General features: G+C 43.6%; 26 protein-coding genes. 8 read left to right on the top strand and 18 right to left on the bottom strand.

Going from position 1 to position 23685, the window contains the following annotated elements; all coding sequences use genetic code 11:
• Positions 1 to 8 precede the first annotated feature (8 nt).
• Positions 9 to 407 (bottom strand): ferritin-like domain-containing protein, encoded by a 399-nt coding sequence (locus tag AM506_RS02680; RefSeq protein ID WP_060670520.1) that lies wholly within the window; start codon positions 405 to 407, stop codon positions 9 to 11.
• 127 nt (positions 408 to 534) lie between these two features.
• Between AM506_RS02680 and AM506_RS02685 the strand changes: the two genes are divergently transcribed.
• Complete coding sequence (locus AM506_RS02685) at positions 535 to 744, top strand: YheE family protein (protein WP_060670709.1); 210 nt, start codon at positions 535 to 537, stop codon at positions 742 to 744.
• Between the two features lie 97 nt (positions 745 to 841).
• Positions 842 to 1030 carry a hypothetical protein gene (locus AM506_RS02690; RefSeq protein ID WP_060670522.1) on the top strand — a complete coding sequence of 63 codons (189 nt, stop codon included), beginning with the start codon at positions 842 to 844 and terminating at the stop codon, positions 1028 to 1030.
• 54 nt (positions 1031 to 1084) lie between these two features.
• Here the strand turns inward: AM506_RS02690 and AM506_RS02695 are convergent, their stop codons facing one another.
• Positions 1085 to 1345, bottom strand: a complete 261-nt coding sequence (locus AM506_RS02695; RefSeq protein WP_034763238.1) for a metal-sensitive transcriptional regulator — start codon at positions 1343 to 1345, stop codon at positions 1085 to 1087.
• A gap of 147 nt (positions 1346 to 1492) precedes the next feature.
• Between AM506_RS02695 and AM506_RS02700 the strand changes: the two genes are divergently transcribed.
• On the top strand, positions 1493 to 2410 hold the full coding sequence (locus AM506_RS02700) for a PucR family transcriptional regulator (RefSeq protein WP_060670524.1): 918 nt from the start codon (positions 1493 to 1495) through the stop codon (positions 2408 to 2410).
• A 96-nt stretch (positions 2411 to 2506) separates the two neighbouring features.
• Complete coding sequence (locus AM506_RS02705) at positions 2507 to 3604, top strand: ABC transporter ATP-binding protein (protein ID WP_060670526.1); 1098 nt, start codon at positions 2507 to 2509, stop codon at positions 3602 to 3604.
• A gap of 47 nt (positions 3605 to 3651) precedes the next feature.
• Here AM506_RS02705 and AM506_RS22445 read toward each other — a convergent pair whose 3' ends face one another.
• Positions 3652 to 3903, bottom strand: a complete 252-nt coding sequence (locus AM506_RS22445) for a hypothetical protein (RefSeq protein ID WP_152968513.1) — start codon at positions 3901 to 3903, stop codon at positions 3652 to 3654.
• A 296-nt stretch (positions 3904 to 4199) separates the two neighbouring features.
• On the opposite strand from AM506_RS22445, the gene AM506_RS02710 reads away from it, so the two are divergent.
• Positions 4200 to 4418 carry an alpha/beta-type small acid-soluble spore protein gene (locus AM506_RS02710; RefSeq protein ID WP_034763234.1) on the top strand — a complete coding sequence of 73 codons (219 nt, stop codon included), beginning with the start codon at positions 4200 to 4202 and terminating at the stop codon, positions 4416 to 4418.
• A 62-nt stretch (positions 4419 to 4480) separates the two neighbouring features.
• On the opposite strand, the gene fumC is transcribed toward AM506_RS02710, so the two are convergent.
• From fumC to AM506_RS02730, 4 genes are all read right to left on the bottom strand, one after another.
• A complete protein-coding gene (fumC, locus tag AM506_RS02715) occupies positions 4481 to 5866 on the bottom strand; it encodes a class II fumarate hydratase (RefSeq protein WP_060670528.1) in 1386 nt (461 codons plus the stop codon).
• Positions 5867 to 6020: 154 nt separating this feature from the next.
• Complete coding sequence (locus AM506_RS02720; RefSeq protein WP_060670530.1) at positions 6021 to 6755, bottom strand: amino acid ABC transporter ATP-binding protein; 735 nt, start codon at positions 6753 to 6755, stop codon at positions 6021 to 6023.
• An 18-nt stretch (positions 6756 to 6773) separates the two neighbouring features.
• Positions 6774 to 7469 carry an amino acid ABC transporter permease gene (locus AM506_RS02725; protein ID WP_060670532.1) on the bottom strand — a complete coding sequence of 232 codons (696 nt, stop codon included), beginning with the start codon at positions 7467 to 7469 and terminating at the stop codon, positions 6774 to 6776.
• Entirely contained in the window at positions 7453 to 8268 is an 816-nt protein-coding gene (locus tag AM506_RS02730) for an amino acid ABC transporter substrate-binding protein (RefSeq protein WP_060670534.1), read from the bottom strand. Before AM506_RS02730 ends, AM506_RS02725 begins: the two co-directional genes overlap by 17 nt.
• Positions 8269 to 8469: 201 nt before the next feature.
• Between AM506_RS02730 and AM506_RS02735 the strand changes: the two genes are divergently transcribed.
• Positions 8470 to 9078: an NAD(P)-dependent oxidoreductase gene (locus tag AM506_RS02735; RefSeq protein ID WP_060670536.1), complete on the top strand. Its 609-nt coding sequence runs from the start codon at positions 8470 to 8472 to the stop codon at positions 9076 to 9078.
• A 41-nt stretch (positions 9079 to 9119) separates the two neighbouring features.
• Here AM506_RS02735 and AM506_RS02740 read toward each other — a convergent pair whose 3' ends face one another.
• The 10 genes from AM506_RS02740 to yfcC all read right to left on the bottom strand — a co-directional run bounded on the left by AM506_RS02740 (position 9120) and on the right by yfcC (position 20053).
• Positions 9120 to 9605 carry an endolytic transglycosylase MltG gene (locus tag AM506_RS02740; protein WP_235576025.1) on the bottom strand — a complete coding sequence of 162 codons (486 nt, stop codon included), beginning with the start codon at positions 9603 to 9605 and terminating at the stop codon, positions 9120 to 9122.
• Positions 9602 to 9979, bottom strand: coding sequence for a hypothetical protein (locus AM506_RS02745; protein WP_060670538.1), 378 nt, complete (start codon positions 9977 to 9979; stop codon positions 9602 to 9604). The genes AM506_RS02740 and AM506_RS02745 overlap by 4 nt, the downstream gene beginning before the upstream one ends.
• 243 nt (positions 9980 to 10222) lie before the next feature.
• Positions 10223 to 12241, bottom strand: coding sequence for an ABC transporter ATP-binding protein (locus AM506_RS02750; protein WP_060670540.1), 2019 nt, complete (start codon positions 12239 to 12241; stop codon positions 10223 to 10225).
• Entirely contained in the window at positions 12238 to 13995 is a 1758-nt protein-coding gene (locus AM506_RS02755) for an ABC transporter ATP-binding protein (RefSeq protein WP_060670542.1), read from the bottom strand. Before AM506_RS02755 ends, AM506_RS02750 begins: the two co-directional genes overlap by 4 nt.
• A gap of 522 nt (positions 13996 to 14517) precedes the next feature.
• Complete coding sequence (locus AM506_RS02760) at positions 14518 to 14724, bottom strand: hypothetical protein (RefSeq protein ID WP_060670544.1); 207 nt, start codon at positions 14722 to 14724, stop codon at positions 14518 to 14520.
• Positions 14721 to 15038 carry a YxlC family protein gene (locus AM506_RS02765; protein ID WP_060670546.1) on the bottom strand — a complete coding sequence of 106 codons (318 nt, stop codon included), beginning with the start codon at positions 15036 to 15038 and terminating at the stop codon, positions 14721 to 14723. Before AM506_RS02765 ends, AM506_RS02760 begins: the two co-directional genes overlap by 4 nt.
• On the bottom strand, positions 15022 to 15555 hold the full coding sequence (sigY, locus tag AM506_RS02770) for an RNA polymerase sigma factor SigY (protein WP_060670548.1): 534 nt from the start codon (positions 15553 to 15555) through the stop codon (positions 15022 to 15024). Before sigY ends, AM506_RS02765 begins: the two co-directional genes overlap by 17 nt.
• Positions 15556 to 15728: 173 nt before the next feature.
• A complete protein-coding gene (locus AM506_RS02775; protein ID WP_060670550.1) occupies positions 15729 to 16994 on the bottom strand; it encodes an MFS transporter in 1266 nt (421 codons plus the stop codon).
• Between the two features lie 307 nt (positions 16995 to 17301).
• A complete protein-coding gene (iadA, locus tag AM506_RS02780; RefSeq protein ID WP_060670552.1) occupies positions 17302 to 18474 on the bottom strand; it encodes a beta-aspartyl-peptidase in 1173 nt (390 codons plus the stop codon).
• 76 nt (positions 18475 to 18550) lie between these two features.
• Positions 18551 to 20053: a putative basic amino acid antiporter YfcC gene (gene yfcC / locus AM506_RS02785; RefSeq protein ID WP_082386205.1), complete on the bottom strand. Its 1503-nt coding sequence runs from the start codon at positions 20051 to 20053 to the stop codon at positions 18551 to 18553.
• A gap of 165 nt (positions 20054 to 20218) precedes the next feature.
• Here yfcC and AM506_RS02790 point away from each other — a divergent pair, with 165 nt between their 5' ends.
• Both AM506_RS02790 and AM506_RS02795 read left to right on the top strand, forming a co-directional pair.
• Positions 20219 to 22279: a sigma-54 interaction domain-containing protein gene (locus AM506_RS02790; protein WP_060670556.1), complete on the top strand. Its 2061-nt coding sequence runs from the start codon at positions 20219 to 20221 to the stop codon at positions 22277 to 22279.
• 344 nt (positions 22280 to 22623) lie between these two features.
• Positions 22624 to 23142 (top strand): universal stress protein, encoded by a 519-nt coding sequence (locus AM506_RS02795; protein ID WP_060670558.1) that lies wholly within the window; start codon positions 22624 to 22626, stop codon positions 23140 to 23142.
• Between the two features lie 60 nt (positions 23143 to 23202).
• Here the strand turns inward: AM506_RS02795 and AM506_RS02800 are convergent, their stop codons facing one another.
• Positions 23203 to 23655 carry a helix-turn-helix transcriptional regulator gene (locus AM506_RS02800; protein WP_060670560.1) on the bottom strand — a complete coding sequence of 151 codons (453 nt, stop codon included), beginning with the start codon at positions 23653 to 23655 and terminating at the stop codon, positions 23203 to 23205.
• Positions 23656 to 23685 lie beyond the last annotated feature (30 nt).

Below are 23685 nucleotides of genomic sequence, written 5' to 3' on the forward strand. Positions count from 1 at the left end.
GTTATTGCTTATCGTAAAGAATTATAGATGGTTGAAAATCTGGTTGCATGTTCCTGTTCATCTGTCATGGCAATAAAAAGTGGTTTATACGCCTGCTGATTGGGAATCTCAAGGAGCATATCCCGGTAAAACTCCGCACCCTCAAGTTCATCCTTCAGTGCACGCAGCACCCCTTCTTTAAAGGTGGTGAACCCCACCTTTTCTTTCTTGTGTTCATAATACTCTCCCGTCAATAAATAATGAAGATATTGAAACATTTCATAATGTTCTTTTTCGTCTTTTTGAGCGTGTTCAATAAACTCAACGTACAGTGGATTATTGGTCCGCGCTTTTAACTCTTTATAGAAATAATAACCTGTCCATTCATCACTGATCGCCTTCTCTAAATCACGAATAAACGAATTCATTCTTCGTCCCTCCCCTATCTCTTCAGTAAATTCTATTAGAGAAGCACTCCATTTATGATACATTTCACAGCCCGGTCCTACACAGTTCGAGTTAAAACGTTTACAATATGAATGGAGGTGACAAATGATGATTCAACATTTTCAATTTAAGAACATGTACGAAAATAAACAGCTTCCCGGCTGGACGTTTTCCTTTTATTACAGCGGGACGAAATATACAGGAACATATCATAAGGATGGACGAATTGAATGGACCGGCCCCAATCCTCCGGCTGACAAGGAAGAGGTCCTTAAGAAGCAGCTGCATGAACTGATGCTTTTCCATGTTTATGAGTGATGCAAATTACATAATACCCCAGTCCGAAAGAATTTAATCCTCCTCCATGCATAACTTCAGCCCCCTTTCTAAAACTAAAGAAAGGAGGCTGATAAGCATGAAAAAAGATAATAAAAACGATCAATTCCTTCCTGATACGAATTACGAAGGAAAAGAAAAAGCATTTCTCGATGTCGACCGTTTCATCAACGAAGGTATGTCCGGAGGTTCCGTCCACATGAGGGAAAACACCACGAACATTGAAGAAGCAGTTGAAATCACAGACTACGAAGAGCCACCAAGATAATATGGACAAAAAAAGCTGCCAATCAGGAATCTTCCCTACGGCAGCTTTTACCTTTTATCGACTTTTAACGAGCATATTGACAGCTTCTTGAATCGCATCTTCCGCCTTTATGCCCTCTTCTTCTGACTCACGTATGCACGCTTCCAAATTCTTTGCCACGATGAGGCCGATCGTGCGGTCAACGGCAGTACGGACGGCTGATAGTTGAGTAACGACATCCTTACAATGTTTCTCATCTTCCATCATTTTCAATACACCGCGGACCTGACCTTCAAGACGTTTCATTCGATTGGTTACTTCTTTTGTATATTCCATTCAGGACACCCCATAAGAATTATTCATTATACAATAGTATTAAAATTATTGTACTTTTGCAATCATGCACTCTTTGATTACTCCAGCTATTTCAGTACAATGTCATTATAACCTTTTTTACTATAATAATGAACAAAGAGGGATCACATGTTTACATCTTTACGTAAAAAATATCCTGGTGCCATCATTCAGCACCATTATCCCGCCAGCATCGAGTCTACGAAAGTCTGGTTTACAAACGAACAAGAAAATGAGTATATAGGGATCGATCAATCAGAGATTTCCCAGCCGGAATTGGATTTATTATATTGCTTGTTTAAAGAGATCACCCCTTCAGCGGGAATCGTGAATGATTCTCCCGGTTCCGCGGAGTGGTACAATTACTTATTGGAAAACGGTCCTGTCCCCACAATGAATGATGGAGAGTTCCGCATCATACAATTCAGGCTGAAGGAAGACAGGGATCAGCTTCAACTGAGAGAAGCGTTTCAACATTTGTTACCACACGGGACCATTCTCGTTTTCCTGGCCGAACGTATGGGCCTGCTTATAGAAAAGAAGCATGAGTGGAACATGGATGCGGAACAGCTGCTGTCGATTTCCCATGTCATTGAATCGGACTTCTTCGTCACCCCTTCTTTTTACATAGGGCAGTTTCATGAAACCGATTCACATCTCCCTGCTTTTTTTGCCCATGAGCGAGAGCTGTTTTCGTTCTCAAGAACCATTCATAAGCAGGCATTCATCCAGTCGGCCGTGACGGTTCTGCCTGAATTCGCCCTCTACCACTTTCCACACGAGTGGGAGGAGCATTTCTTTAAAAAGGTCGCCGACTTCTTTTCTGAAGATCCTGAACAAATTCACACCATTAGGGCCTTTCTTGAAAATCAATCCAATATCAGTCAAACCGCCAAGACATTATTCATGCACCGGAACAGCGTCCAGTACCGGATTGATAAGTTTATCGAAAAAACAAATATAGATATTAAAAGCTTTCAAGGAGGAATCCTTGCCTACTTTGCCTGTTTAAGCTACCAATCTGACAACCTGCCCAATAATCGTTAGGCAACTTTGTGCAGGTTGACCATATCGTTATGAATCCGCTTTCTCTACAATGAATCTATAGATGAAAACGATTGCATTTCGAGGAGGAAAAAAGAAATGGCTGAATTAAAATTAGAAAATATCCACAAAATTTATGATAGTAAGGTAACAGCGGTAAATGACTTTAACCTTCACATTCAAGATAAAGAATTCATCGTATTTGTCGGTCCATCGGGCTGCGGGAAATCCACTACCCTGCGCATGATCGCAGGACTTGAAGAAATTTCAAAAGGGGACTTCTCGATTGACGGCAAGCGCGTGAACGATGTGGCACCTAAAGACCGTGACATCGCAATGGTTTTCCAGAACTATGCCCTATACCCTCATATGAGTGTGTATGATAATATGGCATTCGGTCTTAAACTGCGGAAGTTCGATAAACAGGAAATTGACCGCCGCGTACAGGAAGCAGCTAAGATTCTCGGTCTTGAAGCACTGCTTGATCGTAAACCGAAAGCATTATCAGGTGGTCAGCGTCAGCGTGTAGCCCTTGGCCGTGCCATCGTCCGTGATGCGAAAGTGTTCTTGATGGATGAGCCTTTATCCAATCTTGATGCAAAGCTTCGTGTACAGATGCGTGCTGAAATCGCCAAGCTTCACCAACGTTTACAAACAACAACGATCTACGTAACACATGACCAGACAGAAGCGATGACGATGGCCACACGTATCGTGGTCATGAAAGACGGTGTGATTCAACAAGTCGGTTCTCCTAAAGAGGTTTATGATAAACCGGAGAATGTCTTCGTAGGCGGATTCATCGGATCACCTGCCATGAACTTCTTTCACGGATCACTCGAAGATGGGAAATTCGTCATCGGTAATACGAAAGTTTCTGTACCGGAAGGAAAAATGAAGGTGCTTCGCGAGCAAGGACATGTAGGAAAGAGCATCATTCTTGGTGTGCGTCCTGAAGATATTCATGACGAGCCTCTTTTCCTTGATACTGCTCAAGGTGCGAAGATCACGGCGAAGATTGAAGTATCTGAATTAACGGGTGCTGAAACGATGTTATATTCTCAATTAGAAGGACAAGAGTTTGTAGCCCGTGTTGACTCCCGTACAGATATCGTTGCAGGTCAAACGATCGACCTGGCATTTGATATGAATAAAGCTCATTTCTTTGATTCAGAGTCTGAGTCAAGAATTCGATAATCATATAAGAAATGGCGCACCCCGAAAGCAGGGTGCGCCATTTTTTATTAAAATTCCGTCAGGTCTATACTTTTGCCTTCTTCTTCCCCACACCGGATGCATGTAAAAAGATGAAGACAAGTATCAGAGCAGCTGCTATTCGGAATGCCGTCGGCTAATTGCACGTGCTGAATATCCATATACGCACTATACTCATCGTAAAAATCATAATATCTGCCCTGATCCGTTGTCGAGTCTCCACATTTCTTGCAAAGTCCCCTGTATTCAACGATTCCGTTACATAACGCGCAAGCTTTCATGATGTGTCACCATACTTTCAATCTAAATCTTTGTATAGTGTTATCCTTTTTACAATCATGGTGATTTATGTAGAAAACTTGCAGGGATTTAATAGGAATAAATTCCCTGTCATCCCCTTGAATATAATCCTTCAGAGAAACCATAATACCTAGTAACAAGGCAGAAACAAGCCTTCACTAAACCCCACCCGATGGGTTATACCATAATAAGATGGTCGCTCATGGAATAGCGGGCTGGTGCAATTCCAGCTAACCCAACCAAAAAAATCATATACATTTTAAGGAGATGACAGATTATGCAACAGCAACAATCTCGCAGCAATTCATCTAACCAACTAGTAGCTCCAGGAGCTCAACAAGCAATCGACCAAATGAAGTACGAAATCGCTTCTGAATTTGGCGTACAATTAGGACCTGATGCAACAGCACGTGCTAACGGTTCTGTAGGTGGAGAAATCACAAAACGCCTGGTTCAAATGGCTGAACAACAAATCGGTGGCGGGTACCAAAAATAATCAGCAAGTTAATATGAATGGATAAAACTCCCGGTCTTTAGGCCGGGAGTTTCATTATGTCTTTATTTATTATGGACCATGGCTGCCGGATCGATCCATTTATCATACTGTTCTTCTGTCAGGTAACCTGACTCGAGGGCTGCTTCTTTTAATGTAGACCCGTTCTGATGGGCCTTCTTCGCAATTTCTGCAGCCTTCTCATATCCGATGTGCGGGTTTAGTGCCGTCACGAGCATGAGTGACCTTTGCACAAAGTCTTCAATGACCTCCCGATTTGCCTCTAAACCCTTCACACATTTGTCGTTGAAGGACTTTATCCCATCCGCAAGCAGCCTTACGGATTGCAGCATATTATAAATGATGACCGGTTTGAATACATTCAGTTCGAAGTTCCCTTGACTTGCGGCAAAGCCTATGGCCGCATCGTTTCCAAACACTTGTGTGGCAACCATCGTCACAGCCTCGCTTTGTGTCGGGTTCACCTTCCCCGGCATGATGGAGCTGCCTGGTTCATTGGCAGGTATCGTCATTTCCCCTATGCCGCTTCGTGGTCCGCTTGAAAGCCATCTGACATCATTCGCAATTTTCATTAGATCCGCTGCCAATGCCTTGATGGCACCGTGGACGAACACGACTTCATCATGGGATGTCAGGGCATGGAACTTATTATCAGATGAAACGAATTTGATGCCTGTCTGTACTTCTAATTGTGCCGCAACCTTGCTGCCAAAAGTCGGATCTGCATTGATCCCGGTTCCTACTGCTGTTCCCCCAATGGCAAGGTTGACCAAACGCTGTACACTTTCTCTTGTCATGCTATAGGATTTTTCCATCATGGAGCGCCATCCGCTGATTTCCTGCCCAAGAGTTAACGGCGTTGCATCCTGGAGATGGGTACGGCCGATTTTTATAATATCCTGAAATTGATTTTCTTTCTCTTTCAGTGTTGCAATGAATTCCTGAAGCACGGGAAACAGCTTGGATTCGATTTCCTGATACGCCGCTACGTGCATGGCAGTCGGGAATGTGTCATTGGAACTTTGAGACATGTTCACATCATCATTAGGATGAACCCTCTCCTCCGAGCCGTTTTCACCGAGAAGTTCATTGGCACGATAAGCCACTACTTCGTTTACGTTCATATTGGACTGTGTCCCGCTTCCCGTTTGCCATACGACCAGGGGAAAATGGTCATCCCACGTCCCTTCCAAAATCTCATCACAGGCCTTTCCAATCGTCTTCATCTTCCCTTCAGAAAGCTTTCCAAGTGAATGATTGACGACTGCAGCCGCCTTCTTCAACTGTGCAAAGGCATATGTAACCTCGATGGGCATCTTCTCGGTGCCGATCTGGAAATTTTCCTTACTCCTTTGAGTCTGGGCCCCCCAATATTTTTCCTTTGGCACCTTCATTTCTCCTATTGTGTCACGTTCAATACGGTATTCCATTGTCATTCCTCCCTGTAAATGATCCAACTACTACCATATTTCCACTAAAACGTCCCTTCTAACCTTTTTCTGAAAAGTTTATTAACGTTAGCTGACTATATGAACAAAATCTAAAAAAAGATGAATGAGCCCACGCCCCATTCACCTTCTCACTTTATTGTATTAAGTTAAGGAATTGCTTCGTCCGTTCATTCGTCGGGTTCTCGAATACTTCCTGTGGAGGGCCTTCTTCGACAATATAGCCCCCATCCATGAAAATGACTTTATCGGCCGCTTCTTTCGCGAACCTCATTTCGTGTGTCACGACGACCATTGTCATTCCTTCTTCAGCAAGGTCTTTCATGACCTTGAGGACCTCACCTATCAGTTCGGGATCGAGTGCAGAGGTTGGCTCATCGAAGAGCATCACTTCCGGCTCGATTGCGAGGGCCCTTGCAATGCCGACCCTCTGTTGCTGCCCACCTGAAAGCTGGAATGGATAGTAATCGACCTTATCACCCAGGCCCACTTTTTCAAGCAGCCTGATGGCTTTCTTCCTTGTTTCTCCCTTGTTACGCTTTTGCACGACCGTAGGACCTTCCATGACGTTCTCAAGAGCTGTCATGTGGGGGAACAGATTATAATTTTGAAATACCATCCCGGTTTTTCTTCTTAGTTGAAGAAGCTCCTGCCTGGAGGCTTTCTTCGTGAAGTCTACCGCCGTTCCTCCTATTGAAACGGTCCCCTCATTCGGGATTTCAAGGGCATTCAGACAACGGAGGAAAGTTGTCTTCCCGGAGCCTGAAGGTCCGATCAGGACGATTACCTGTCCTTTATCGACTTCTACGTTCATTCCCTTTAAGACTTCTAACTGATCAAATCGTTTCGTTAATCCTTTGATGGAAATCATATTCAATCTCCTTTTAAATTACTTCGCAATATATCGGTCCAGCCTGTTCTCGATGCGGCCTTGTATGATTGATAATATAAAGCAGATGATCCAGTAAAGTACGGCTGCTTCCATATACATAAGCAGGAACTCATAATTCGTTGCAGCGATTTCCTGGGCTTTTCTGAACATTTCTGTTACTAGGATCAAGGAAGCAAGGGACGTATCTTTCACTAGACTGATGAATGAGTTGGCCAATGGTGGAATCGATACTCTCGTCGCCTGGGGCAGGATGATTCTTTTTAACGCCTGTGAATAGGTCATGCCGATCGAATATCCCGCTTCCCATTGGCCTTTTGGAATCGATTGAATCGCCGCACGCACGATTTCTGATGAATACGCACCTTTGTTCAATGAAAAGGCAATGATAGCTGATGGGAATGGATCAAATTTGATTCCTAGAGTAGGTAACCCATAGAATATGATAAATAATTGCACGAGTAGAGGCGTGCCCCGTATGGCCGAAACATAAAATCGGGCAATTCCCCGTAAGATCGATACATTTGATAGACGTGCAAGAGCAGTGAGTACAGCCAGAATCATACCTAAAGCAAAAGAAATGAGCGTCAGAGGGATAGAATAATACAAAGCCCCCTCTAACATTGGAAGCAGGGAGCTTTGTAAAATATCAATCATTGCTTCAGGATCCTGGTAAATGCTACTTAGGAGATACATCTTCTCCGAACCACTTATCAGAGATTTCTTTGTACGTACCGTCTTCCATCATGTCCTCTAACGCTTTGTTTACTTCCTCAACCAGCTTATCATTCCCTTTACGGAACATGAAACCACTTTGACCCGCATCTTCCGCTTCAGCAGCGATTTTGACGTTGGCGTTTGGTTGTTTCTTTAAGTAATCAAGAATGGAAATTTTATCATTCACGGTCACATCCACTCTGCCTTGTTCAAGAAGCTGGATTGATTGTGATAAACCTTCCACACCTTGGATCTTTGCCCCGTTTTTCTCAGCGATATCACGGTAGTTGCTTGTCAAGGACTGAGCTGAAGTCAATCCTTTGATATCTTCAAATGAGGTAACATCCTTGTTGTCTTTTGACACGACCACTACGGCACTTGATTCGATATATGGTTTAGAGAAATCGTATTTCTTCTCGCGGTCTTCACGAATCCCCACCTGATTTGCGATCATATCGAATCGCTTGGAGTTCAAACCTTCAAACATTGCATCCCATTGCGTTTCCTGGAATTTCGCTTCGACACCAAGACGTTTCGCGATTTCACGGGTGATTTCTACGTCAAACCCGGTCAGTTTTCCTGATTCGTCATGGAATGTGAAAGGAGGATATGTACCTTCCGTCCCGACAAGCAATTCGCCATCTTCCTTTACCTTCTCGTAAAGGGATGTCTTTTTCGAATCACCATTTGATTCTTCTTTATCTTTAGATTGCCCACATGCAGCTAATACCATGGATAAGGCGATTAGCATGATGATGGATAATTTCCATTTTTTCATTGTAAAACCCCCACTATTCTTATCGGATTTAAATTTGTTACGAATGTCATCATAAAACGTTACCAGAAATAAGTCAACATAAAAGTTTCATTTCAAGATTTTTTTCTTCATGTCTTTAGTATGTATCCCTGAATACACAAACATGTAAAAATTTCCGATTATAAGATACACTATTTTTATAAGAAAATGGGAGGGCATGATATGAAAATTGCTTTATTCGGGAGCACGGGCCGGGTTGGTTCCGTAGTCTTCCAACTGGCTGTGTCAGAACATGAAGTAAATCGATTGGTACGGAGAGGCAGTGGACAAGACGCCTCCGGTATGGAAGTTGTCGGGGATGTGTTGAATGAAGAAGATGTGAGGAAGACCATCGAAGGCTCAGATGCCGTGATCAGCTGCCTGAATACAGATAAACAGGATGTCCTCACAAAAAGCATGCCAATCCTGTTGAAAGCCATGAGAAACTATGGAGTGAAACGAATTATCACGTGCGGGACGGCGGGCATCCTCCAGGCGCGGAAAGATGATCGCCTCTATCGTTTTCAGTCAAGTGAATCGAAACGAAGGAGCACAACCGCTGCGGAAGACCATTTAAGGGCGTTTCTCATGCTTCAGGCATCCGGAATGGACTGGACCATCGTTTGTCCGACCTATTTGCCGGATGGAGAACGACTGGGGAATTACCGAACGGAAAGAGATGTTCTACCTGAAGGCGGAAGCAGCATTTCCATGTATGACACCGGAGATTTCATATACAAACAACTCTCAGACGAATCCTTCATCAAAACTCGGGTTGGTATCAGTTATTGAGTATAAAAAAAACGGGGCTGAATATCAGTCCCGTTTTCCTATTATTTAAAGATGGTAGAAATGATTTCGTCCGTGCTCATTCCACTTTCGACTTCAAAGGTACCTGGGCGCAGCTCGTTCTCAAGCCCCCGCTTTTCTACCTCTTTATAGAAATCCAACCCATTTTTTATGATATTGGCTTGTTCCAGAGCGTTTCCTACGTCGATACTTGTCATACCGGTAGAAACGGTGAGCATCGTTTTGTAGACCACCTTATCGTCATCTTTCTTATCCGATGCTTTTTCATCCTGCTTTTCATTCATAGCTTTCAGCTGTTTGTTCCACTGGTCTTCTGTATGTATGACATAGCCTTCTGAAGTCAGCTTCTTCACCATTTCATCCTCTGACAGCTTTTGCACTTCAGCAGGTTCTTCTTTCCCGGTACTACTTGCTTCAGAAGGACCAAAAAGATACACAGCCCCAATCAATGAGGTTGCGATCAAAATCCCCCCAGCAAAACTCCGTAACGAATTCGATGTCACTGTCATTGTGCCACTAAGCCCCTTTCACCCTTTTGAGCCATGAACGGCGCAAGCATATGCTCCACTTCATTAGGTTTGAGCTTTGTTTTTCCAGCAATACTTTCAACAGAATAGCCTCTTTTATACAAATCAAGCATCTCACGGAGCAATTGGCGCTCCTCGGATACAGCTGGTACAGCTCCTGCCTGCTGGGCTGTAATTTCTGCATCCAATTGTATATTTCGTAATTGCTTCTCCAGTTCATGAACCTCATTCAATACAGAAATGGATACATGCTCTATCTGTTGCTCAAGCCTCGAGTTGGTTTGTGTCGTTTTAATAAACGATAAAATGAGCAGCACAACTGCTGACCCAAATAAAATGGCGATTGCCCATCCCATCATAGGATCCTCCCTTTATGAAACTTTTTCATCAATTAAATTATACATTGATAAAGAGATAAATTCGATTTAAAACGACAAAATCCCACGAAAGTCCTGTTTTCTTAACAGGAAATTGTATTTACACATGGTTGATCCCCCGTATCACCAATATATTTATAAAGTAGAATGGGATATTTTCAAAATCATAATAGGTCAATAAGAAAAAGCATCCGACTTCTATCGTCAGACGCTTTTCCTCTTCTATCCTGCCAGATTATTTTTTGTTCCTTGTTGAAGCTGATACATTTGATAATAACGCCCCAGCCTTTTCATTAATTCATCATGATTCCCACGTTCAACGATTTCCCCTCGATCTAACACAAGGATTTGATCGGCTTCCTTGATCGTGGATAACCTGTGAGCGATGATGAAGGTCGTTCGGCCTTTTTTCAGGACTTCCATCGCTTCCTGAATGATGGCCTCAGTCTCTGTATCGATGCTCGACGTCGCTTCATCGAGAATTAGGATTGCTGGATTAAAGGCAAGTGCACGGGCAAATGATATCAGTTGGCGCTGACCGGATGAAAGGGTGCTGCCTTTCTCGATCACCGGTTCATCATATCCATTCTCCAAGTTTTTGAACACTTTTTCCGCACCTACTGCATCGAGTGCTGCCTTCACCTGTTCCCGTGAAATCCTTGGATCATCGAGACTGACATTAGAAGCAATCGTCCCTGTGAACAAATAAGGATCCTGCAGGACGATTCCCATATGTTCCCGAATCGTCTGATAGGGAATATCGACAATGTCTTTTCCATCAATCCGGATTTCCCCTTCATTGCTATCATAGAAACGGAACAACAGATTCATGATCGAGCTCTTTCCTGAACCCGTGTGTCCCACCAGTGCAACGGTTTCCCCTTTATTCGCTTCAAACGTTATATCTTTCAATACATACTCATTTTCTTTATATCCAAAGAATACATGTTCAAAGCTGACATTTCCGTCATACCTGCTCATTTTTTCATCGTTTACAGGGGTTCCCGTCTCTTCAAGCAGCTCGAAAACCCGTTCACCCGCAACAAGGGCCTGTTCAAGGTTGGCAAGCTGGTTCACGATCCCTGTCACCGGCTGGAACAACCGGTTGATGTAGTCAACAAAGGCGTAAAGCACACCAAGCGTGACAACAGATCCCACTCCGATCGATGATCCCCCGAAATACCAAATGAACGCCACGAACGTGATATTCCTCAGAACCCCTACAAGGTTATGGGAGGTCATTGAATTTAAGCTTAATAGCTTATTTTGATACTTGAAGTGGGTTTCGTTCAGATCTTCGAATTCTTCGTTTGTTTTCTTTTCTCTGCTGAAAGCCTGAATGATGCTCATGCCCTGAATGGATTCATTGACCATGGCATTGATATCACTCACTTTCGATCTGATGATGTGATTGTATTTCGACGCATAAATACGATAAAGATACGTCCACACCACAAGGATCGGTATCAGGATCAAGCAGATGGCCGCTAATTTTGCATCAAGGATAAAGAGTGCAATGTAAATCCCGATAATATAGATGGTACTTGAGAAGAATGTGGATAATACCGTTACATAAAGGTCCCTGATTGCTTCCGTGTCGTTTGTGATTCTGGCAACGACCTTCCCTGCCGGCAGATTATCGAAATAGCGGATCGGTAGCTTCTGGATGTGCTGAAATACATCATTACGCATCTTTTGTATGACACGGTTTGCTGCCTTCTGAAGGTAGAACCGCTGGCCGTATTGGAAGAAGGCCGCGAGGACAAGCAAGCCGAAATAAAAGGCAATCAACCGGATGATCCTTGGGATTTCCGGATTATAGAACCTGAGAAGCTCATCCCCTGTTAACTTCTCAGCGGGATAGGTTGCTGATTCCCCGCCTTTTGTAATCGTCATCTCCCCTGATGACACAGATCGTTCCCCGTCAAAGGAAACCGTGGCAGGAACGAAATAAAACGCTCTGCCAACCTGAAGGATACGGACGTCTTCTCCTTTTGTCTCCCCTTCCTGGAAATATTGATCTCGCTTATACCAAGTTCCTTCATAAGGTACAGCTTCTTTCCCCTCCACCGTTTCATACCAGGTCGACTCAATCCCTAGTATATGGTCATCAATCAGTTTTTTGGCTATGAAAGGACCGGCAAGTTCTGCCGCCACTGATACACTGAGCATCAGGAGGGCCGCTATGATGATTTTTTTATAAATAAGCGCATATTCGGTTAGTTTTCTTCCGACGTTCATGTGCCCACCTCCTCACGCGAGGAATCTTCAACTTGTTGGCGGTCGAATTGTTCTTTATACCAACCACCATTTTCGAGGAGCACTTCATGGACCCCTTCTTCTACCACTTTCCCATCTTCAAATACGATGATCCAATCTGCATGCTGAACCGCCGAGAGACGATGAGTCGTAATAATCGTTGTTTTCCCTTCACGTTCTGTTCGTATATTGTCTATGATCTTTGCTTCTGTCTTTGCATCTACGGCCGATAATGAGTCATCAAGAATCAGGATTTCAGGATTTTTGATGAGAGCTCTTGCTATCGAAATCCGTTGTTTCTGCCCGCCTGAGAGAGCCACACCCTTTTCACCTACAAGAGTGGTCAACCCATCAGGCAGCATCTCGAGGTCCTTTTTGAAATCAGCCAGTTCTATCGCCTTTTCCAAATCTTCCTCTGTTGCATCATGCTTTCCGAATAATATATTTTCTCGTACGCTTCTGGAAAATAAAACATGATCTTGTGGTACATAGCCAATCCAGTCCCTTACCTGCTGAATGGACAAGTCGTCTATCTGGATACCTCCGATGGATAGCGAACCACTTCCCGCTGGATATTCACGGAGAAGCTGCTTGATGAATGTCGTTTTGCCGCTTCCGGTCTTTCCGACTATCCCGAGAGTTCCTCCTTGATGAATGTCCATATTGATGTTGGAAAGGTTCAATACCTGTGAGGACGGATACTTGAAGTCCACATCCTTAAATCCGATCTGTTCAGGGGAATCGATTGATTTAGGATTCTCCCTATCCTGGACGTCCTGGACATAATCAAGGGTCTCCTGAACCCGATCGAGGGACGCATTCCCGCGCTGCATCACATTGATCAATTCACCAATCGCAAACATCGGCCAGATCAGCATCCCCAGGTACACATTAAAGGAAACCAACTGCCCAAGCGTTATGCTCTGATGGAACACCAGGTAGGCCCCATAGCCCAATCCGATTAAATAACTTAACCCGACAAGGACTTTAATGGTCGGTTCAAAGAGTGAATCAATCCTTGCTACACCTATATTTTTGTTATATACATCTTCCGTCATATCAGCGAATCGCTTCTCATCTGCCCTTTCCTGTACGTAAGCCCTGATGACCCTGACCCCGGCAATCGACTCAAGCACCTTATCATTCAAGTCTCCAAACGCATCCTGTGCTTCGGTGAACCGTTTGTGGATCCTCGCGCCGTATACCTTCATTAACAGAGCCATGATCGGGAGCGGCAAAACAGCCGCTATCGTCAGTTTCCAGCTGATGAGAAACCCCATCGTAAACAGGATCGTTAACATAAACACGCTGGAATCGATCAACGTCAGCACACCGAAACCTGCCGTAACCGAGATCGCCTTCAAATCATTCGTCGCCCGCGCCATTAAATCACCCGTGCGATTCTTCTCAAAGAACGTCGGGGTCATCTTTAAGAGGTGCCCCATAAATTTGCTGCGCAGCTTCCTCTCAACGAGAAAGGCTCCGCCAAACAGTTGATACATCCACACATATGTCATCCCATATGAGATGAGGGCAATCCCGGCAATCATCCAAAGATACTTCCCCACCACATCCCAGGTCATCGCACCAAGGTGGATGTCATCGATGGCATTCCCCACAAGTTTAGGTGGAATCACATCAAGAATCCCGACAATCGTCAATAGGACGATTGCGACTGTATATCGTTTCCAATTCTCAATAAAAAACCATGATAATTTCTTAAAAATACTAAACATCCCACTCTACCTCCTCAAGTTGACTTTCCCATCTATCCGCCTTCTGTCTCCACTGCAGTCATCATCTTCTTCATTTGAACCATTACCATCTTCATTTCCTCCTCAATAAATTAAATGCATATGTGATCAAGGATTGCCTTGGATACACCAAAAATAAAACAGACGGACGTCCTAAAGCGGTTAGATTCAGCAGAGCCCACCATTGGACCAACCGGATCTTTTGCGCCTTATGAACGTCCGTCTTCGATTTTGGACATATAAAAGCACAGATTACCTTCATAACCTGTGCTCATTGATTCATATAAAATCGCAAGGAGTTACTGGTCATGTGATGATATGAAATTGATAGGACAAGCTGATGGTGCTCCTTTAATTCTATACACTTTCATCATCACAAACCCTCCATTCATTTAATGTGTTTATTCCATTAATAACCATACTATATGGCGCGAATTGTGTCAATATTATCTTTATTAGTAATTTTCAATACAATATATGATCCAATTATGCATTCGTGAACCATCATTTTTCTATTCTCTTGAATTTCCTCCATACTTTTTTAGCAAATAATAAATAGAAGATGATGGGGAATGGACACTGTATCAATCCCCAAATTCCCCAGAACCAGTAATTGTGACCGTTTTTACGAGCATCGATGAACAGATAAATGCTTTGTGTCAAAAGAATGGGAATGACAAGGGGTAAAATATAAAGTTCTTCTTTCGTCATACCCTCTTCACCTTTTTCCGATAGGTAATCCCTGTAAAAATCGATGCTCCCAGAAAGATGATAATTTGAAGAAGCAGAAACAATACGGGCATTTGAAATAATGTTAGGGAAAACAAAGTCAGGATGCAGCCGGCCAGAAGGAGAAAAATGATGAGATCCCGTCTGAATCTGGCTTTTTGCCGCTCCTGTCTCTCGGAGACGAACTCTTCAAACCATTGCAGATTTGGCGTGTTTTGATGGACTTCTTCTTCAATAGATCGGAATCCGTCCCCAAGTAATCTCTTTAATTCATCTTGTTCACGATCCTTGTTCATCTATCTTTAACTCCTTTCTCAACCTGGTGATTCCGTGATGAACCCTCGATTTGACTGTACCTGCTGGAATTTCCGTCATATGAGCGATTTCATCATAGGAATATCCGTAGTAATGTTTCAAGATGATTGGGAGCCTGATATCTTCAGATAATGTGGACAGTGCAGCTAACACATCATTCCACTCCTCATTTCTTGACTCCATTTCCCATTTCAGCTTCCTACCATTCATCTCTTCCTTTTGCCACGTCTCTTCTCTCTTATTTTTGCGCTGAAGGTCGATATATCGATTGGTCGCAATTGAAATCAGCCAGGAGGAAAATTTGGATTTTCCGTTGTATTGATGGATTTTCTCGACACACTTAGCCATCGTATCCTGGGCAAGATCTTCTGCCTGATCCCGATTCATTGTCACTTTGATCAAGTATTTCACTAGAAAAGGATAATGTTCTCTAAAAAGCAGAGCAAAGGCTTCGTGATTCCCCTTTTTTGCTAGTTTAATCCATTTTCTCTCATCCATCCATTACTGTCCTTTCTATCCACCCTATCCGGTGAGTTCATTGATAAGACGTATAACAGGAAATATCGTTCATAAAAACAGTATACTTTTTCAAAATATTTTTCATTCTATATTTGACACAATTTAACCCTCTATCGAATAGACCTGCCTATTCAATAGGGGGGATTGGATTTCTATCCATTCACAACTGCGGTTTGTGTTTCTTCTTTCACGTATTTTGGAAGGATGATGGTATAGAATACGGCTACGATGAGGAGGCAGCCGCCGACGAGCCAGTAGAGCATTTCTACGGTGACGGTGGATGGGAATGTCACAGCGATGACTCCAAGAGTAATCGATTGAGACAGCATCATGAGTGGATTGATCCACCCCTGAACCCTTCCCATCATTTTGGGGTCGATGATACTCGGCATCCACCCGCCAATCGCAATGTTTACGAGTGGCAACCCGAGTGCAGCCAAGAAAATGATGGCAAGGAAGATCCATGTGGTCGGAGCAAAAGATGCAGCGATGATGAATGTCCCCGAAATCACTAGACCTGACACAATCAGTACATGAAGCTTGAATTTCTGGGTCAGCATCGAAGAGAAGATACTTCCGATCAGCACACCTGCCCCGAATGCGACACCTAATAAAATTGAGTATTCTTCATAAGAAGCGGGCGCAAGCTTATATTTCAATATAAAGATAGGAATCACCGAGAACCCGCCGTTCACGATTCCGAACACGACAAACCCGCCAACCAACGATAATAGGAGCTTATGGTTCAGGATATACTTCATTCCCGCTGTAAAGTCTTTCGCGACAGATTGTATGTTCAAATCCTTCCAGGAATGCTTGCCATTTGGGAGACGGACTTCTTCGGGAATAACACATTTTCTAATCAAGATGGCTGAAATCACAAACGTAACGAAATCCACCACAATGGCACCGTAAATCCCGGCGGTCCAATAAACAAATATGGCAACGGCGTTTCCGAGCAGCATAAACAAACTCATCACCATCTGATTCAATCCGGCTGCTGTAGCATAATCATCCTTGGAAAGTACCCCCTGCAGGATGCCTTGTTCTGCAGGAAAGAAAAATTTCTGCACGCCGCTTCTCAGGAAAAGAACGGCAAAGATGAGTGGCAGCCAACCGATGAATATGGCTCCGAATAATAACAGTGTGAGAAAGGCACTGATCGTATCACAGTGATACGCAATTTTTTGACGGTCCATTCTGTCAGCGAACACCCCCACTAGGAAAAACACAACAAGAGTCGGGATTGAATACATCATTTCTGTAATAGAAGCATACATGGGCTGATCAGAAAATCGATCCAAAAGATAAAACATAAACGCCGTAAGACCGATCACACTTCCCATATGTGAAGTGAAATTCGCGAAAAATAATTTTAAAAATACCGGATTCTTAAAAATTTCTATCATTTTTTTCATACAAACCGTCCCCCATCAATGATTAACTATCTTTATTTTATAGAAATTCACTTATGAGCATGAGGGTCTATTGGTGGTTTTTTCCTCAGTCTCGGGTCGGATGGGGATCGGGTATTTCCGATGATGCAGTGATGATTTGTCTTTTCGCTGATATTTTTGGAATTTCGCATATGAATAAAATCTCAATACGTTCTCAACGTACCTCCGATATCTTTAGGAAATTGACTATTCCCAGGTGAGATCCATCCCTCAATCAACAAAAAGGCCTGAAGCATAAATGCTCCAAGCCATTCTTACATTCAGCAAATCATTCAAATGTCCCCTTCACCACGGCTTCCCCATTGTCGACCATTAACTTCCCTCTCGCAAAAACCGATCTCACTTCAAGGCTGTCGTTGTCCAACAGTACAAGATCAGCATCCCTTTCCACTTCCACATGGCCTTTATGCTTTAGTTTCAGGATTTTGGCAGGGTTTGAGGTTATGACCTTGATCGCTGTTTCCAACGGAATTCTTTCCACCAAAACAGCGTCCTTCACTTCATTATAGAGACTGGATACCTGGCCAATCTGCAGCCCGATCAGTTCTCCATCCCCATCAAAATCCGGCAGGCTTGCCTGTCCATCGGAAGTGTAGGTGATTTGTTCCACCGGTACACCTGCATCAAGCATGTGTTTAAGTGCTTTACTGCATTTGACTTCCCCGTCTTCAAGAAACTGTGGGATCGTGCTTGTCGTAAAGTCCACATATCCACCCTTTTGTGCGTATCGGATCCCCGCTTCAAAAAGATGGGCATTTCGGTTGATATGTGTCGGGTAGAACTGTTTGATCGGAATATCCGTTGTTTCAACTATTTCTTCAAGCAGACCTAAATGATCATGGCTGTCTCCCACGTGGACATTCACAATACCGGCTTTACCAGACAGCATTCCTCCGATTCTTGCAGCAGACGCAATTTTTGCTAATTCGTTGACCGTCGGTTGTGAGGAGCGATGATCGGCAATCGCCACTTCACCAACTCCTATGATTCTGTCCACGAGGATAATATCGTCCTCGATCTTGCCGGTGAGCGTTTTCAATGGTACCTGGTATGAACCGGTTTGTGTGTAGCAGGTGATGCCTTCTTCCTCAAGCCCCTTCGCTTTAGCAATAAGGCTTGCCATCGTCCTTGTCGTCCCATCTGTTCCGATGACTCCGACAAGAGTGGTGATTCCTGCAAGAGTAGCCTGGGAGAGCTGGATTTCCGGGGTTCTTGTACGGAAACTCCCTTCACCACCACCCCCAATGATATGTACGTGAGAGTCGATGAATCCTGGTACAACAAATTTCCCTGTTGCATCCACGACTTTTATATCCACAAATGAATCTGGAAGCTCAATATGGTCTTCAATGAATCCTATTTTATCCCCGACCAGGAGGATATCTTTTTTCCCTAGATATGCTGGAGCATAAACTTCCCCGTTTTGAATTAATGTCAGCATGATGTTTGCTCCTTTCATTTCTTGTTAATGATTGTACCGGGGCCAGAAAGGTGGACCCGGCACGAAAGTTCAAAGGTTAGAATCCGATGAGTGTGGCCGTGATCACAAAGATGGATGACAGTACAAATAGAATGAGCATGAATTTAATGATGAATTTCGCCCACACACCCCAATCGACCCGTGCCGCTCCGAGTGATCCCATCAAGGCAGCAGAGGTCGGAACAAGGATATTCGTCAGTCCATCCCCCAATTGGAAAGCAAGTACCGCTACTTGGCGGGTAACGCCGGCGATATCTGAAAGTGGTGCCATCAAAGGCATCGTGAGCGCTGCTTGACCGGAACCGGAAACAACGAAGAAGTTGAAAGCAGACTGGAATAAATACATACACCAGGCAGAAATGGCTTCAGGGAAATCACCGACTACCTGCCCTGCACCATATAATACCGTGTTCAATACAGATGGTGCGTCCGGTGCATCTCCACCAAGGATGATGACGATCCCTTTTGCCATCCCCACCACCAATGCGGCAGGCAGAAGATCTTTGGCACCGTCGATGAATCCATTTGCTACATCGTCCCATGTCATCCCGTTTAATTTAAACAGGACTCCGATGACTCCCGCAACTAAACCAATCGTAAAGAATTGGCTCGCAATCTCAGGAATATAGTAAGCATGCTCCACTACTCCCCAAATGATCCAGGCAATCCCCACTACTACTGTAAGAATGACGAGTGAGTGGCCCAAAGTGAATGTCGCATTTAAATTTTCCACTTTCCCTTCTTTCCGGAAGTACTCATCGGTTTTGTAAGAAAGGCTTCGTTTAGGATCCTTCTTGATCGCATTGGCATATCTCCATGTGTAAATAATTCCGAACAGAGTAAAGACGATCCACATGACAATTCGGAAGCCGGCTCCTGATAGAACCGGGACACCTGATACCCCTTGAGCGATTGCTACACCGAATGGATTCATCCACGATGTGGCAAACCCGATCTGAGTCGCAACATATGTGATCATGATCCCCGTAATGGCATCATAACCGATCGCAATCATGATCGGAACGAGGATCATGGCAAACGCGATGGCCTCTTCCCCCATACCAAAGACTGCCCCACCTAATGAGAATAAGAAGAACATGATCGGAATGATAAGAGATTCCTTCCCTTTGGTCCGATCGATCACCTTAAGGATCCCTTCTTCGATCGCCCTTGTTTTCATGATGATTCCGAAGGCTCCCCCGATAATGAGGATAAATGCCACTACCCCGACTGCGGATCCCCATTTATCCCCCGATACGAGGCCTTCGAATACATAATTCAGGAAGCCGATCCCCCCGCCTGGTTCGAATAGACTTGTCCCTTCTCTGATGAGATTTCCATCCCCATCTTTCAAATAACTAAACGAATCAGGATTTAAAACCGTTTTGGTTTGTTCCTCCCCATCCTGCATGTACGTGATCTCTTCCGTCGCAAATTGCCCCTTAGGTATGACATACGTTAATATGGCAGCAGCCAGCACGACAAAAAACACAATAACAAACGTATGCGGCACCTTCCATGCTTTTTGTTCTTTCTCCATTTCTATTCCCCCCATAAGACATTTTGATGTGCTTCATTTCCTAACTTGCAAGTTCCGTGCCAACCTTTAATTATCTGAAAATACAAACTCCATCCCCTTCATTGGTTGATATAGGTTAAACTATTAATAACCATTAAACTTTCAATAACCATTAGGAGGGACATTATGAAACGCGAATTAATTCTATTAGCCGGAACCAAGCAAACAGAAAGAGCACTTAAGGAACAGCTGCAATCCGTTTTCGGCGAACTGATTCAAATTACAAGCTATGCCTGTGATGAGGGAATCCCAACGTATTTTACAAATGCATTGATCGTGTACTCTTCTTCCCTCATTTCCGACGAAGTACAAGAATATATCGATTTCGATTCCTGCACCATCATGAAAGCCCGTCGAACGGTAAATTACGAATACATAGACCGAATATTCGAATTACCTCCGGGAAAGAAGATCCTTTATGTCAATGACTTCATCGAAACGGCTCAGGAAGCCGTCGCTACTTTAAAACGTCTCGGAATTGATCATGTGGACTATATTCCTTACTCCCCATCCGGAGAAGGAGATACGAGACAAGTTGATACAGCTGTTTCTCCAGGGGAAATGGCAAGCATCCCCTCCTCCATCCCAAAAAAAATCGATATAGGTGTCAGACTGATCGATTTGAATACGATCATGAAAATCGTCCATCACTTTCAATTATCAGAGAGATTGACCTATGACATAACGGATCGTTATACGAGGAAAATCATTGAGCTCAGTCAGAAGCTCGGTGCCATCAACCGACGAGCAAAAACGTTAAACAAATTTTTAAATAAAGTAGTCGATGGAGTTAATGACGGGATTCTCGCCTTTCAGGAGGATGGGGAAATCACCGTCTTCAATGAAGTGCTTGAAAGAATGATCGGGATCTCCGCCACTCACGCAAAGGGGAAGAAATTGAGCAGGGTGTTCAAAAACATCGAGCTCAATCATTTCCTGACCTCAGAGCAGGATGAAGATCTGGAATATTTCACGCTCCGACAGCAGAATGTCATGGTGTATCGTTTCCGTTTGGAGGCTGAAGGTGTCATTGTGGCTACTTTCAAAGATATGGAAGAGACCATTGAAATGGAAAAAGTACGGAAACGTGAACTTCAGCGAAGGGGATATATCGCTAAGTACACATTCGACAGCATATTAGGAAACAGCCGTCTTATTAACGAAACTAAATTGATTGCAGAGAAACTTGCAAAAAGCGAGCTTCCGGTTCTGATTTACGGTGAGACAGGGACTGGGAAAGAGCTGTTTTCAAGCGCCATTCACAATGATTCTTCCCGAAAGAACAGCCCATACCTCGCTGTTAACTGCAGCGCCTTACCAGAAGATTTATTGGAAAGCGAATTATTCGGTTATGAGGAAGGCGCCTTTACAGGTGCTAAAAAGGGCGGCAAAAAGGGATTATTCGAACAGGCTGATGGAGGCACTCTGTTCCTTGACGAAATTGGGGATATCAGTTTGAAGCTTCAGGCAAGACTCCTAAGGGTCCTTCAGGAAATGGAAATCAGGAGGATCGGAGGAAACAAGAATATTCCGGTGGATGTGAGGATCATCGCAGCTACAAACAAAGACCTTCAAACCTTAATAATAGAAGGTACGTTTCGGGAAGACCTTTACCATCGTTTAAAAGTATTATCCTTACAGCTGCCAAGCCTCAGGGAAAGAAGTGAAGATATCCCTCTTCTTATCGAACACTTCCTCCTGATGGAACATAGTAAAATCACCACTATCGACCGCTCCGTACTAGAATCAATGAAGAAAGCTCCGTGGAGGGGAAATATTCGGGAACTGAAGAATACACTCCTATATATGATGACCGTCGCCGGGCACAACAGGCTGACACTACAAGAATTACCGAGAAACGATCATAATTTCACTGATAAAGAGCAAACTAACGGTACCTATTCTCAGGTGGAAGTCACCATGTCTAAATCCCAGGAGTATATCAATATCCTGACTGCATTAGCGGATTTCTTTAAAAATGGAAAGAGGGCAAGCAGGGATAAGATTCATTCTACACTCCAACAAGGTCCTACCCCGCTATCCGTTCAACAAATCAGGACAAGATTGAACGAATTACAGGCTTTAGGATATGTGTGCATCCAAAGAGGGAGAATCGGAACTGAAATAACACCTGCAGGAGTAAATTGGCTAAATGAACAGAGGGAGAATGTTTTAACCAATGGATAACGGGGTATGTTTACTTTAACCGGTTAGAAATACTAAACATTCTTCACGATACAATAAGTCGAGGTGATTTTCATGGTACGTACGATCTTAATGGTCATTGGCGCAATTGTTGTTATTGGCTGGATCATCAGCATGCTTTAAGAAAGACCACATCAGCCAAACATTATTCTTGCAATTATTTGAGTTATATTATCGAAAGCGAAGGAGCAGAATGGATCTTCCCCCATTCTGCTCCTTATTTTTCTTTTTGAATGATTCTTCATCCATCTCGGGAATTCGCCAAAGAAGATTAAAAATTCTTAAAAGGGGTAAACAACAGATATCCCAATGTTGAGGTGATTAACATGTATAGACATATTCTATTAGCTTACGATGAAACAGATGGAAGTAAAAAAGCATTAGACGAAGTAACGAAATTAATGAAAAGTTCCATAGACTCAAAACTAACCGTGCTTCATATTTCAGATGAAAAAATAGCGAATGAACCTCGTGACAACTTTACACCGACTCACGCAATCGCTGATACGTCTCCTGGTTTCGATAACCAGTACATGGGGAATCTATCGGTTTCTCCTGACAACAAAGTTCGTGATGAAGATAGGCATGAAATCCAGACACCTTCTTCCACCCATCCGTATTTAGTAAATGCCAGGGAAAAACTTTCTCCTCATGGAGTGGATGCCAATTTCATTCACCTGTCAGGTTCTGAAGCGAAACGCATATGTGAATACGCCAAGGAAATACAGGCCGACCTGGTTGTCGTTGGAAGCAGCGGTAAATCCGGCATGAAGAAATGGGTACTCGGAAGTGTCAGCGAAAAAGTCACACAAAACTGTGAATCCAGTGTCCTGGTAGTAAAGTAAGCAATTAACAAAGAGGAGGGACGGACCTTAATGGTCCGTCCCTCCTCTTTGTTATGTATCTTAATCAGCCGTCAATTCGTCCAATCGCTTATGACTGCTTTCCTCATCAAAGCTGCTATAGATCCGGTAGGCCTCTGCATCGAGTATTCGGTAATGTTTGCTGAACAGATTTTGCTGAAGAATGTATTCGCCCGTCTTTTTGATATCCTTCCACCAAATCTTGCCCCCAAGTGTTTTTTCCTTCCGATAATCAATGCCTTCCCGGGCGATAGTCTCGATGACCTCAAGGGGTTCTCCACCAAGACTGGTCGTTAATGTTTCACTATCTTTAAATAATGCACAAATGGCGACGGCTGCGGTCCAGCTGGCCATCACTCTGCCCTTTTCAATCTGTACGAGGGTTTTTTTCGAAAGCCCTATGACAGTAGCCATCTTATCCTGCGTATACCCCGCTTCTGTCCGTACCAACCGTAATTTATCCGAGATGATTAATATGATTTCTTCTTTTGTCATCGTTTCACACCCTACTTGTTTATAGTGTAA

Origin of the sequence: Rossellomorea vietnamensis (assembly GCF_001305855.1) — a bacterium.
GTDB lineage: Bacteria > Bacillota > Bacilli > Bacillales > Bacillaceae_B > Rossellomorea > Rossellomorea vietnamensis_A.

Bases quoted from the DNA above. Each gene is read 5' to 3' on its own strand.
- AM506_RS02680 (WP_060670520.1), bottom strand. From the start codon at position 407: ATGAATTCGTTTATTCGTGATTTAGAGAAGGCGATCAGTGATGAATGG.
- AM506_RS02685 (WP_060670709.1), top strand. From the start codon at position 535: ATGATTCAACATTTTCAATTTAAGAACATGTACGAAAATAAACAGCTT.
- AM506_RS02690 (WP_060670522.1), top strand. From the start codon at position 842: ATGAAAAAAGATAATAAAAACGATCAATTCCTTCCTGATACGAATTAC.
- AM506_RS02695 (WP_034763238.1), bottom strand. From the start codon at position 1,345: ATGGAATATACAAAAGAAGTAACCAATCGAATGAAACGTCTTGAAGGT.
- AM506_RS02700 (WP_060670524.1), top strand. From the start codon at position 1,493: ATGTTTACATCTTTACGTAAAAAATATCCTGGTGCCATCATTCAGCAC.
- AM506_RS02705 (WP_060670526.1), top strand. From the start codon at position 2,507: ATGGCTGAATTAAAATTAGAAAATATCCACAAAATTTATGATAGTAAG.
- AM506_RS22445 (WP_152968513.1), bottom strand. From the start codon at position 3,903: ATGAAAGCTTGCGCGTTATGTAACGGAATCGTTGAATACAGGGGACTT.
- AM506_RS02710 (WP_034763234.1), top strand. From the start codon at position 4,200: ATGCAACAGCAACAATCTCGCAGCAATTCATCTAACCAACTAGTAGCT.
- fumC (WP_060670528.1), bottom strand. From the start codon at position 5,866: ATGGAATACCGTATTGAACGTGACACAATAGGAGAAATGAAGGTGCCA.
- AM506_RS02720 (WP_060670530.1), bottom strand. From the start codon at position 6,755: ATGATTTCCATCAAAGGATTAACGAAACGATTTGATCAGTTAGAAGTC.
- AM506_RS02725 (WP_060670532.1), bottom strand. From the start codon at position 7,469: ATGTATCTCCTAAGTAGCATTTACCAGGATCCTGAAGCAATGATTGAT.
- AM506_RS02730 (WP_060670534.1), bottom strand. From the start codon at position 8,268: ATGAAAAAATGGAAATTATCCATCATCATGCTAATCGCCTTATCCATG.
- AM506_RS02735 (WP_060670536.1), top strand. From the start codon at position 8,470: ATGAAAATTGCTTTATTCGGGAGCACGGGCCGGGTTGGTTCCGTAGTC.
- AM506_RS02740 (WP_235576025.1), bottom strand. From the start codon at position 9,605: ATGACAGTGACATCGAATTCGTTACGGAGTTTTGCTGGGGGGATTTTG.
- AM506_RS02745 (WP_060670538.1), bottom strand. From the start codon at position 9,979: ATGGGATGGGCAATCGCCATTTTATTTGGGTCAGCAGTTGTGCTGCTC.
- AM506_RS02750 (WP_060670540.1), bottom strand. From the start codon at position 12,241: ATGAACGTCGGAAGAAAACTAACCGAATATGCGCTTATTTATAAAAAA.
- AM506_RS02755 (WP_060670542.1), bottom strand. From the start codon at position 13,995: ATGTTTAGTATTTTTAAGAAATTATCATGGTTTTTTATTGAGAATTGG.
- AM506_RS02760 (WP_060670544.1), bottom strand. From the start codon at position 14,724: ATGACGAAAGAAGAACTTTATATTTTACCCCTTGTCATTCCCATTCTT.
- AM506_RS02765 (WP_060670546.1), bottom strand. From the start codon at position 15,038: ATGAACAAGGATCGTGAACAAGATGAATTAAAGAGATTACTTGGGGAC.
- sigY (WP_060670548.1), bottom strand. From the start codon at position 15,555: ATGGATGAGAGAAAATGGATTAAACTAGCAAAAAAGGGGAATCACGAA.
- AM506_RS02775 (WP_060670550.1), bottom strand. From the start codon at position 16,994: ATGAAAAAAATGATAGAAATTTTTAAGAATCCGGTATTTTTAAAATTA.
- iadA (WP_060670552.1), bottom strand. From the start codon at position 18,474: ATGCTGACATTAATTCAAAACGGGGAAGTTTATGCTCCAGCATATCTA.
- yfcC (WP_082386205.1), bottom strand. From the start codon at position 20,053: ATGGAGAAAGAACAAAAAGCATGGAAGGTGCCGCATACGTTTGTTATT.
- AM506_RS02790 (WP_060670556.1), top strand. From the start codon at position 20,219: ATGAAACGCGAATTAATTCTATTAGCCGGAACCAAGCAAACAGAAAGA.
- AM506_RS02795 (WP_060670558.1), top strand. From the start codon at position 22,624: ATGTATAGACATATTCTATTAGCTTACGATGAAACAGATGGAAGTAAA.
- AM506_RS02800 (WP_060670560.1), bottom strand. From the start codon at position 23,655: ATGACAAAAGAAGAAATCATATTAATCATCTCGGATAAATTACGGTTG.